The 10,000-nt window shown below is 63.4% G+C and carries 8 protein-coding genes; 1 reads left to right on the plus strand and 7 read right to left on the minus strand.

Annotation, left to right across the window (positions count from 1 at the left end):
* Positions 1 to 856: SPFH domain-containing protein (locus LDL37_RS10435; protein ID WP_290797754.1), on the minus strand; the 856-nt coding region annotated here is incomplete at its 3' end.
* Positions 857 to 1,312: 456 nt separating this feature from the next.
* Here LDL37_RS10435 and LDL37_RS10440 point away from each other — a divergent pair.
* Positions 1,313 to 1,951 (plus strand): thioredoxin domain-containing protein, encoded by a 639-nt coding sequence (locus LDL37_RS10440; RefSeq protein ID WP_290797757.1) that lies wholly within the window; start codon positions 1,313 to 1,315, stop codon positions 1,949 to 1,951.
* Between the two features lie 2 nt (positions 1,952 to 1,953).
* Here LDL37_RS10440 and LDL37_RS10445 read toward each other — a convergent pair whose 3' ends face one another.
* The 6 genes from LDL37_RS10445 to pgsA all read right to left on the minus strand — a co-directional run bounded on the left by LDL37_RS10445 (position 1,954) and on the right by pgsA (position 9,909).
* Entirely contained in the window at positions 1,954 to 4,983 is a 3,030-nt protein-coding gene (locus LDL37_RS10445) for a tetratricopeptide repeat protein (RefSeq protein WP_290797761.1), read from the minus strand.
* 319 nt (positions 4,984 to 5,302) lie between these two features.
* Positions 5,303 to 6,151, minus strand: coding sequence for a hypothetical protein (locus LDL37_RS10450; protein ID WP_290797763.1), 849 nt, complete (start codon positions 6,149 to 6,151; stop codon positions 5,303 to 5,305).
* A gap of 98 nt (positions 6,152 to 6,249) precedes the next feature.
* A complete protein-coding gene (locus LDL37_RS10455; RefSeq protein ID WP_290797766.1) occupies positions 6,250 to 7,170 on the minus strand; it encodes a DUF6468 domain-containing protein in 921 nt (306 codons plus the stop codon).
* A 9-nt stretch (positions 7,171 to 7,179) separates the two neighbouring features.
* Positions 7,180 to 8,343, minus strand: a complete 1,164-nt coding sequence (gene fliM / locus LDL37_RS10460) for a flagellar motor switch protein FliM (RefSeq protein WP_013478935.1) — start codon at positions 8,341 to 8,343, stop codon at positions 7,180 to 7,182.
* A 47-nt stretch (positions 8,344 to 8,390) separates the two neighbouring features.
* A complete protein-coding gene (locus LDL37_RS10465; protein WP_126420433.1) occupies positions 8,391 to 9,047 on the minus strand; it encodes a flagellar basal body-associated FliL family protein in 657 nt (218 codons plus the stop codon).
* Positions 9,048 to 9,279: 232 nt separating this feature from the next.
* Positions 9,280 to 9,909 (minus strand): CDP-diacylglycerol--glycerol-3-phosphate 3-phosphatidyltransferase, encoded by a 630-nt coding sequence (pgsA, locus tag LDL37_RS10470; protein WP_126420434.1) that lies wholly within the window; start codon positions 9,907 to 9,909, stop codon positions 9,280 to 9,282.
* Positions 9,910 to 10,000 lie beyond the last annotated feature (91 nt).

The following is a 10,000-nucleotide window of genomic DNA, read 5'->3' on the forward strand; positions in this document are numbered from 1 at the left end:
ACGGCGTGGCCGAACCGGTCACCTGAGGCAGTTTGCCATCCCACTTTTCGATGGCGCGCAGTTGCACCACGCCGGGGCTGGCGGCGATCGACTGAGCGATCAGGCGGTTGGCCTCGGCCTGACCGCGGGCCTCTTCGATCTTCGCGTCGGCCTGCGCCTTGGCCACGGCGACCTGCGCCTGAGCCGCAGCAGCATCGGCGTCGGCCTTGGTCTTGGCCTGGATCGAGTCGAGGATCACCTGCGGGTAGCGGATGGTGCCGATCCAGTCGAGCTGACTGATATTGACGCCCTGCGGCTCCCACTTGCGATTGACGCGGGCCAGCGCCTTCTGGATCACCTGCTGACGCCCGCCGCGATAGAGGAACTCGACGCTGACCAGTTCGGTTTCCGCCGCGATGGCCGAGCGCACGTCGTTACGGATCGGGCCTTCGAACATCTGATCGAAGGTCAGGCGGTAGCGCTTGTAAAGCTCAGGTGCCTTGCCCGCGTCGATGCGCATGACCAGTTGCACGTCCGCCGTCATAGGCAGGGCGTTGTTGTCCGAGAAGTTGATCTCTTCGTTTTCCGGGCCGCGCTCATCCTTTTCGCGCGTGTAAGTATAGGTGCGCTGGATGGCCGGGAATTCGACGATACGCTCGCCGATCAGGTTGAGGTGCCAGCCCGACGGCAGAGCGGTCTTGTCCACGCCGGCATTGGGGCCCAGCGTGCGGATCTTCACGCCGACATTGCCGGGCTGGATCGTCTGCCCGCACGAGGCCAGACCAAACAGCGCCAGAAGCGCCACGGCACCCAGCGGGGCATAGACCTTCCAGCGGCCAGAGAGCTTGGGAGCGGTATTGAGACTATTGAGATTCATGGGTGTCTTCGGCCCGCCGTCATCCGGCGCGGTCCGTCCTTTCCAAAAGTGAGAGGGGGTTTAGAGACAAAAGGATACGCGCCCTGAAAAACGGGTGGCATCGTCTGGGTTTCGGGGGCTTGATCGCAAGTAAAGCAAATATGGGCTGGGCCGAGATTTCGACTAGCAGACGGCGGCTTAAGATTAGTCAAATCGAGCCGTTCCATCTTCATTCAGGGGCCGCGCATCTGTTCAGGGCGGCTATGCTTTTTCGTTTGGCGATCGTAAACCTTTGCGTTCGTTAAACTCCGTTACACCGGAGAATGCAGATATATTACATGGCCACAGCTTCGCCACAAAGCGAATCCGGACAATGATAACGCGGATGTGATCAGGGAAGGCGCGCGTCACACTTTCGCCGCCATTCTCATTCTGGATACAGGGCAAAACGCACCTGTCGCACCTTTGGGGACCCTCATGACCAAAACCGTTTCCACGCTGCGCCAGACGGTGGCGGCATTCCTGATGCTGGGTCTGGCCGCCTGCGGTCAGTCCGGGTCGAAGGGCACGATCAAGGTCGATGAACTGAGCGAAGGCAAGGCCGATGCGCCGGTAACGGTGGTCGAATACGCCTCTGTGGCCTGCCCCATCTGCGCGCAGGTCAATGAAAAGATGATGCCCGCCTTCAAAAGCAAATATGTCGAAACGGGCAAGGTGCGCTACGTCTATCGCCCCATGATGACCGGCAATGCGGCGGTCGCGGCCGCCGGGCACATGCTGGCCAACTGCGTATCACGCGACAAGGCCCTGACGGTGATCGACTCCATTATGCGGGCTCAGCCGGAAATGGATCAGGGCGGCGCGCCGGAACAATACGCCAATGCCCGCCCGGTCCTGCTGCGCATCGCGCAATCGGCCGGCCTGAGCGAGGCCGATTTCAACCGCTGCGTCACCGATCCCGCAGGTTTGAACACGCTCAATGAGTTGAACCAGCAGGCGCTGAAAGACGGCGTCACCGGCACGCCGACCTTCCTGATCAATGGCAAGACGGTGCAACTCAGCCGCTATGAGAGCGACGAACTGTCGGCGCACATCGACCCGCTACTGAAGAAGTAGGCTTAGGCGGTCTTCGGGGCGGGTGCCGCCGGAGCCGCAGGTGCCGGTTGCGCGGGCTGTGTGCGGAACTTTTGCTTCATGGCCGCGACCCAGGCGGTGAAGCTATCGGTCTGGGCGGCTGCGGTGGCAAAGTCCGAGGCGCGCAGCGGCCCGTTATCCAGCCCAGCCAGCGCCACGCGCACGGCGTCGGCATTCTGGGCCGTATCGGCGTATTTGCCGAAGCGTTGCGACAGGCGATCCAGCGATTTCTGGTCACTGGCCAGGCTATAGGCCACCCCGGCGCGGATCAGATTGGCCTCTTCGCCGATGGCCAGCGCCCCGTCCTTCTTCCAGCGGTCCGCCAGACGTCGCTCCAGCAGCGCCCCGGCCTTGGCCCAGTCCTTTTGCCGCCACAGTATGTCAGCACGCACGTCCAGCGCTTCGGGCGACATATCGTTACCCAGCACTTCCAGCGCGTGATCGGGGCGGTTCAACTCATTCAGCGCCCGTGCCTCCAGCACCCGCCGCTCGGTGAGGACGGCCTTGGGGAGCAGGGTGTTGCGCGTCTTCCACAGGGCCTGAAGTGCCTTTTCCGGCTGACGATTCATCAGGTGAATGGCCGCGAGGTCCGCCGCCATCTGAGAGCGGGCAACGCCTTGAAGACGGTTATCTATCTGATATTGCAGCAGATCAGCCGCCTGAGACAGAAGATCAACCTCGACCAGACGCTTGACCATGCGGCGCACCATGGCGTCGCCATCGCCACCGACCGGCGTCAGGTCCTTGAAATCGAAATAGAGGCCCAGCGCCTCGATGGGTTGTAGCCCGTCGGCCATGCCGTCGAGGAACAGGCTACGGAAGGCTGTGCTGAGTTTCTCATTGATTTCAACCGCATCTGGCCGGTTGAAGAAGGAAGCCCCGGCCCCGCGCAATACCTCAAGCGCCTGACGATAGCGTCCTTGCGTCAGGTAGATATCGGCCATGGTGCGGATGGTTTCCAGTTCCGTCTCATCGCCGCGCCAGCGGAAGCGCAGCGAACTGAGCAGTTGCAGCGTTTCCTCAGGCTTGCCCTCGCCCAGTTCCAGCTTAAGCCGCGCCGCGCGCAACTGCGCCGGAGCATTGATGCGGTCAGAGGTCGATTTGGCGATGGCGGCATAGACGCGGTAGGCGCGCGCCTTGTCGCCCTGTGCCTCAATGATTTCCGCCTGCACCAGTTGCGCCTCAAGCCGGTCGAGCGGCGGCACGTCCTGGCCGGCGGCATAGACGATCAGCTCCCACGCCGCCTTGGTGTCTTTCAGCGCCAGCGCGGCGCGGGCATTGGCCGTGGCGAAGCGCGTGCGCCATTCCGGCGGAAAGCCCTCCATGGCCGACACGCCCTCGGCAAAGGCCTTGCGCGCGTCTTCGTAATGGCGGCCGCGTTCGGCGATATAGCCGCGCCACAGATTGGCCGCCGGATCGTTTTGCAAGGCCGTCGAATCGAGATCGACCTGCGCGTCGGACAGGCGGCCCGCCATCACCTTGGCCACCACCTTGAGGCCGCGCACCTGCGGATCGCCAAGGCTGCGCGGATTGTTCTTGGTCAGGAGGTCGAGCACGCCCTGCGCTTCGAAATTCATCCCCTGCCCGATCAGGAAACGCGCCAGATCAAGGCGCGCCGCATAGGGCCCTTCGGCCCCGGCCCCCTGCTCCTCGGCGGCGGCCTCCTGAAGGCGGTTATAGGTCTTGAGGAAGCCCTCTTCCGGCATCTGGCTCCACGACGGGTCCGGCAGGGTCGGGAACAAAGCCGGCTTGAAACCCGCGCGATCGGGCTTTTGCACCCCTTCGCCGTTGGACGACAGCAACAGGCCGCCGGGGCGCGTCACCGCCACGCGGTCGCCTTCGACCGTGACCATGATGTCGGGCGTCATGCGCTCAACCATCACGCCCTGCGCCGTGGCGGCAATCGAGGCCTGAAGCGTCGAACGGTCGTCGCGCACGGCCTTGGCCGGACCGGGGGCCGGAATGACCGCCATGCGGTCGCCCACCATCGGATCGCGAATCCACGCCACGCGCTTGGCCCCGGCCAGATTGAGCGTCAGGGTGGGTGAGCCCGTCGTGTCATCGCGCTTGACCGCCACTTCGCTGGCTTCGCCGTTCAGGGCCCGACCGCCGACGCGCACGCGCCAGGTTGCGCCCTCCGTATCGACCGACAGGCCCGTTGCCGACGGCGCGACCAGCCGCAGGGCGGTAAAGCCGTCATTCTTGACCCAGTTGGCCTCGGTGACGAGACTGCCGTCTTTCAGGCCTGCCGGAAGGCGGAAATCGACCTCACGGTCAAAGACCATCCACACGGCCTCGCCGCGACGGAAGACGGCGGCCCCGGTGACTTCCGGGAAGGGGAAATCGAGCTGCACGCCGTCCTGCACGCGCACCTGCTTGAGCGCGACGACGGGGACGGCGGCCTTGGCCTTGGTTTCGGCCACCGGGGCGGGCGGCAGCTCACCCGCCTTGCGGTCTTCGGCCGCGACGGTTTTCAGGACCTCCGCCGCTTCGCCGTGATCGTCTTTGCTGTCGATCTGCACAAAGACCGCGCCGTCCGAGCGCCCGAATCGCGCCTTGGCCCCTTCATCGAGGGTCAGGACGATCTCGCTGGCACGCGCATCGCGGCGCAGGTCCACGGCCTTGACGCCAGTGGGCGGATTGACGCGGAAGTCGCCAATGTCGGGCGTTTTGGCCCCCGGCAGACGGATGACCACCTGCCCCTTGTCGCTACGCACCGAGGCGCGCGACCCGACGGAGCCATAGAGTTCAACGCGGCTGACGCCGCCGTTGCGCCCGACACGCAGGTCGATTTCGCTTTTGGAGGCCAGTGCGGCGGCCACCTGATCGGCCAGCGGCGCCGACACGGCCAGACCGGCGGCTCCGAACCCGGTCAGAGCCACCGCCGCGGCGGCAAAACGGATGTTGCGCACGGTAAACCCCGCAGACGCGGCCTCGCGCGACGGGTAACGCATCTGCGTTTCCGCGTTCAGCGCGGCTTTCAGCCGTGACAGGTCGTGAGGTGGGCGCGTCATGACGCTCGAATCCTTGCCCTGATTGGGCTTAAGGCAGGGTTAACGCCGAGGTAACGAAGGTTGATTTTTGGAGTCAATGATCCGTCAGTTTGTCGGGTAACCGATGGTAAATCGCTGCGCGGAGCGCAAAAAACATATGGGGACACGCTGCATAAGGTTAACGGTCGCACCGAAACGTCCCAAAACCCCACCACCACATCTCACCTGATTTCGCTACGCTCATCAGGCTCGTGTGGTCCCCCTCCCCAACAAGTTGGGGAGGTATAATATATGGGTGCAGGGGCCGTGCCCCTGCCCGCCGGAGGCCATACGACACCGGTTATTTCTTCGCCGGGGCCTGAGCGGCGGGTTTGGCCGGCGCGGGCGCAGCGGCACCACCGGCGGCATTGACCTTATCCAGACGGTTTTGCAGGTCATCCGCCTTCTTCATGCGCTGGGCCAGCTTTTCGGTAAGGTCGCGCGCCTTGTCGGGCTGCATCTGGGCCAGCATGGCCGCCAGATTGCGCTCCTTCATCTTCGACGCGATGGGCAGGCGCACATCGTCCTTGAGTGTTTCCATGACCTTGGCGGCGTCCTTGGGCTTCATAGATTCATAGACCTTGACCATGCGCGCCACGTCGTCGTCGCCGGTCTTGTTGGCCTGATCGAGCAGGGCCTGCACCTGGGTCTTGAGGTCGCCCAGTTGCTTGATTCGGCCATCGAGCTTGCTTTCGGCGGCGGCGATCAGTTGCTCCTGCGTCGCCATCTGCTTTTCGCGGGCGTCCAGTTCGGCGCGGCGCTGCGCCAGCGCCTGAATGACCTTCAGTTCCGAGGGCGACATGCCCGCCTGTTTGGCCAGATCATCGACCGAGGTGGCGCAGACCGGGGCGGCCTTGGCAGCGGCGGGCTGGGCCGCATCGAGCACCGACAGGGCCTTGTCATCGCCGGAGACCGAACCGGCGGCGGATTCGGCCGCATCGGTGGCCGTGTCATCCGCCGAGTTCGCCTTTTCAGGCTTGGGCTTGGCCTCCCCCTTCTTGGCCTCACCATCGGCTTTCGGGGCCTCGGCCCAGGCGGTGGCGCTTTTGAGGAAGGCGGGCATGGCTTCGATGGAACCGACCGCACGGACGGCGATAACACCGCCGACGGCAACGGCGATCAGCGGCAGGAGGCGGAGATGATTGGCCATAAATCACATACTCAGGCGTTTGCTTTAGCGCGCATTTGAATCCGAAAACCGCTTCACACTTTTGGCTTCGCCGAACTCCGTTTCGGAATGCGCTCGGGTCAACGCAGCCGCCGGAACAGGGGGCGCGCGGGTTTGGGGGCCGCCTCTGCGGCTTGGGGAGCGGGCCAGTCCGGCTCAGCCGCCTGACCCGCGTCAAACAGTTCGTCATCAAGCGCCGACGGCAGCCGCGAACGCGACAGCCGCAAAGAGTCGGGACGAACATTCGGAGCCACAGAACGGTCGGGCGGCGCGCTTCTGCGGCCTTCGGTACGCAGCGGCGGCGTTTCCGCTGAGGGGCGGCGGGCCGGACGCTGGGGTTCACGGTCCTCAGGATCGGCGAACGCTCTCAACATTTCGTTAATCGCTTCCAGCCCGATGGCGCTGACGGCGGCCTGTTCATCGACCTCCGGACGCGGGACGGGCGGCGTTTCGGGGCGCTGACCGCGCGACAGGCGGTCATTCATGTCGCGCAGACGCCCCGAAAGCGGCAGGATGAGGTCTTCATCGGCCTCATCCTCGTCTTCAAAGGCCGGACGTCCGCGCCCGGCATAGGTCTGACGCCCTTCGGCCCCACGCGCCCCGGCCCAACGGTCGCGCTGAGCGCTGCGCGCCACCGACAGAGGGGGCTCCGCCTCAGGTTCGACGATGCGCGTCACCGGGGTGACATTCACCTCTTCGAGGTCGCGGCGGGCGCGTTCGGCGCGGTTGATCTGGCTTTCCAGCTTCGACAACAGGTCGCGCGCCGCCAGAATGCGTCCGTGCAGCAGTTCCTGCGACTCGTCGGCATTGGTGTGCAGTTCGCGCAAAGAGGCGTGCGCCTTGATGGCCGCCTGATCCAGCTCAGCCACCGCCTTGATGAAGCTCTCCTGCCCGTTACGCAGCGCCTTCAGGCGCGCATTGAGGCGCATGCCGTACCACAGGGCCACCAGCAGCAGGCCCATAAGGACCATATCCATGATCAGTCCGGCGGCGGCGGGCATGGGGGCGGACTACTTCTTCCTGATCTGCGTCAATCGGCGCTTGGTTGAGGCTGCCAGCGGGTGATCGACGCGGACAGCGATATTGTGGCCTTTGCGTCCCATCTTGCCATTGGTCAGCGGAATCGTGCCGCACCGCAGTTCAATGGGAGAATCAGCCGTTGCATTGAGCACGATGGTCTCACCGACCTTCAAGTTCAAGACCTCAGACAACGGCATCTGCTGTTCGTCGAGTACGGCGCGCACTTCCATCTGAGTCGTCCACAGTTCCGTGGCCAGGTGGCTTTCCCAGATGTTATCGCGGCCGAACTTTTCGCCCATGAACTGCTGAAGCAGCATCTTGCGGATGGGTTCCAGCGTCGCATAGGGCAGCAGCAGCTCAACGCGGCCGCCGCGGTCTTCCATGTCGATGCGCAGCTTGACCAGAATGGCGGCATTGGCCGGGCGCGCAATGGCGGCAAAGCGCGGATTGGTTTCCAGACGGTCCAGATTGAAATTGACCGGCGTCAGCGGCTCAAACGCCATCTTGGCGTCGTGCAGGATGACCTCAACCATGCGCTGCACCAGCACGCGCTCGATCGTGGTGTAGGGACGGCCTTCGATGCGCAGCGCCGCCGTGCCGCGCCGCCCGCCCAAAAGCACGTCCACGATGGAATAGATCAGGTTGGAATCGACGGTCAAAAGCCCGTAATTGTCCAGTTCCTCGGCACGAAACACCGCCAGAATGGCCGGCAGCGGGATGGAGTTCAGATAATCGCCGAAACGGATGGACGAGATATTATCGAGCGACACTTCGACGTTGTCAGAGGTGAAGTTACGCAAAGAGGTCGTCATCAGGCGCACCAGCCGATCGAAGACGATTTCCAGCATCGGCAGGCGTTCATAGGACACCATGGCCGAATTGATGATGGCCCGGATGCCGGACCGCTCATTGTAATCGTCGTCGCTGAGGTCGAAGCCCAGCAGGCTGTCGATTTCGTCCTGATTGAGGATGCGCTCAGCCCCGGTCGGCGAGGCCATGCGCGCATCGCCTCCACCGCCGCCGACCATGGCTTCCCATTCGGCCGCCAGATCGCCCGCACCCCCGTCGCCCCCGCCGCCGGTCGCCGCTTCGGCCTCGGCGGCCAGTTCGGCCTCCCATTGGGCCATTAAGGCTTCCTGATCGACTTCCGCCATTTACGCCTGCTTCCCGACTCTTACCCGAAACCTGCTGTTACCCTGATTCAGGTAATCAGCATCTCCTCAATCAGCACCGCATTGACCTTATGCGGGGCCAGCACCAGATTGACGCGACGCAGAATCTCCAGACGCAACTGATAACTGCCCTGAGAGCCGGTCACGTCCTCCGGGCGCAGCTCGCGCAGAAAGCCCTGCAACACGTCGTCAATACGCGGCAGGCTCTGGTTGAGCAGCTCGACCGTCTCATGGTCCGCCACTTCAAAGGTCAGTTTCAGCTTGAGATAGGTCGCCTTGCCATTGGTCGTCTGGATATTGGCCAGCGTGTCCGGCAGGGTGAAGTAGGTGATGCCGTCCGGCCCCTCGGCGATCACCGGCTGGGTCTTGGGATCGACCTTTTCGCCGCCGCCACCGTGGCCGCCCTTCTCTTCCTTCTTCTTGCCGTGGCCGTCGTCCTTTTTCTTTTCTTCACCGTGGCCGCCCTTGGCCTCTTCGCCGTGCGCACCGGCTTCGGCAGCGGGCTTGGGCTTGAGGAACAGGAAATAGGCCGCGGCCCCGCCCCCACCCAGCAGCACCACCGCGCCACCGGCAATGGCGATCAGCATGATCGGCAAGCCTTTTTTCTTTGGGGCTTCGCCCTCTTCGCCTTCGGCACCGTCAACCGGCGGCGCCTCTTCCTTCTTGGGTTTCTCTTTCTTGGCCATTACCCGCCCGACACCATGAGTCCATACAGGCTTTAAGCCTCTCAAAACATGGTTAACGAAGCGTTTGGAAAGACGGTTAGCACGTTAACTTTTTCATCAGGCAGACAAACACCGTCTTGCTGAACGGCGCGCAGCCCTCAATTTGGATGAGATGGCAGGAGGCTAGCGACGGCTGTATATGAATACAGCCTAGCGACGCCGACGCCCCAGATCGCCAAATTGAGGGCTGCGCCTAGAGTTGGCGGCGCGTTTGGATAAAGTAGGTCACGCCTGTCCAGATCGAGGCCAGGGCGGCGAACCACAGGGCCAGATAGGCGATGGTGAAGAAGGGGTCGTACCACAGGGGCAGCAGCTTTTCCAAACCGAAGGCGGCCCAGCTTTCGGTGATCAGCAACGCGCCCAGCGACGTCATCTGAATGGCGGTCTTCCACTTCGACAGCAGGGTCACCGGCAGGGACAGGCTGCGCCCGGCGGTGGCTTCGCGTAAGGACGAGACGGCAAACTCACGGAACAGGATGATGGCGCCGGGCAGAACGAAGATGGGGTCGCCCGTGTGCATGGCGAACAGGCCCAGAAGCGTGCCGCAAACCAGAATCTTGTCGGCGATGGGGTCGAGGATCGAGCCCCAGACCGAAACGGCGTTCAGCCGACGCGCCAGATAACCATCGAGATAGTCGGTCGCCGCCGCCACCACAAACAGATAAAAAGCCCAGCGTTGCAGTCCGAAGATCATGTCCGGCATCACCGACACCATCGGAATGGCATCCGCCGACACCGCCATCAGCACAAACATGGCGATCCCCAGCACCAGCCGGGTGGCCGTCAGTATGTTGGGGATGGGGTTGACCTGTTCGTTCGTCATCACACGTACCTTGGTTTTTACCGGTCTTAGGTTTTTATCGGCCTTGGGTTTTACCGGCGCACTGTTTGGCACTTCTGACGCCAAATCTCAA

This window comes from Asticcacaulis sp. (genome assembly GCF_020217185.1).
GTDB lineage: Bacteria > Pseudomonadota > Alphaproteobacteria > Caulobacterales > Caulobacteraceae > Asticcacaulis.

Excerpts from the sequence above, each read along its gene's own strand:
- LDL37_RS10440 (WP_290797757.1), top strand. The coding sequence starts at position 1,313 with ATGACCAAAACCGTTTCCACGCTGCGCCAGACGGTGGCGGCATTCCTG.
- LDL37_RS10445 (WP_290797761.1), bottom strand. The coding sequence starts at position 4,983 with ATGACGCGCCCACCTCACGACCTGTCACGGCTGAAAGCCGCGCTGAAC.
- LDL37_RS10450 (WP_290797763.1), bottom strand. The coding sequence starts at position 6,151 with ATGGCCAATCATCTCCGCCTCCTGCCGCTGATCGCCGTTGCCGTCGGC.
- LDL37_RS10455 (WP_290797766.1), bottom strand. The coding sequence starts at position 7,170 with ATGCCCGCCGCCGCCGGACTGATCATGGATATGGTCCTTATGGGCCTG.
- fliM (WP_013478935.1), bottom strand. The coding sequence starts at position 8,343 with ATGGCGGAAGTCGATCAGGAAGCCTTAATGGCCCAATGGGAGGCCGAA.
- LDL37_RS10465 (WP_126420433.1), bottom strand. The coding sequence starts at position 9,047 with ATGGCCAAGAAAGAGAAACCCAAGAAGGAAGAGGCGCCGCCGGTTGAC.
- pgsA (WP_126420434.1), bottom strand. The coding sequence starts at position 9,909 with ATGACGAACGAACAGGTCAACCCCATCCCCAACATACTGACGGCCACC.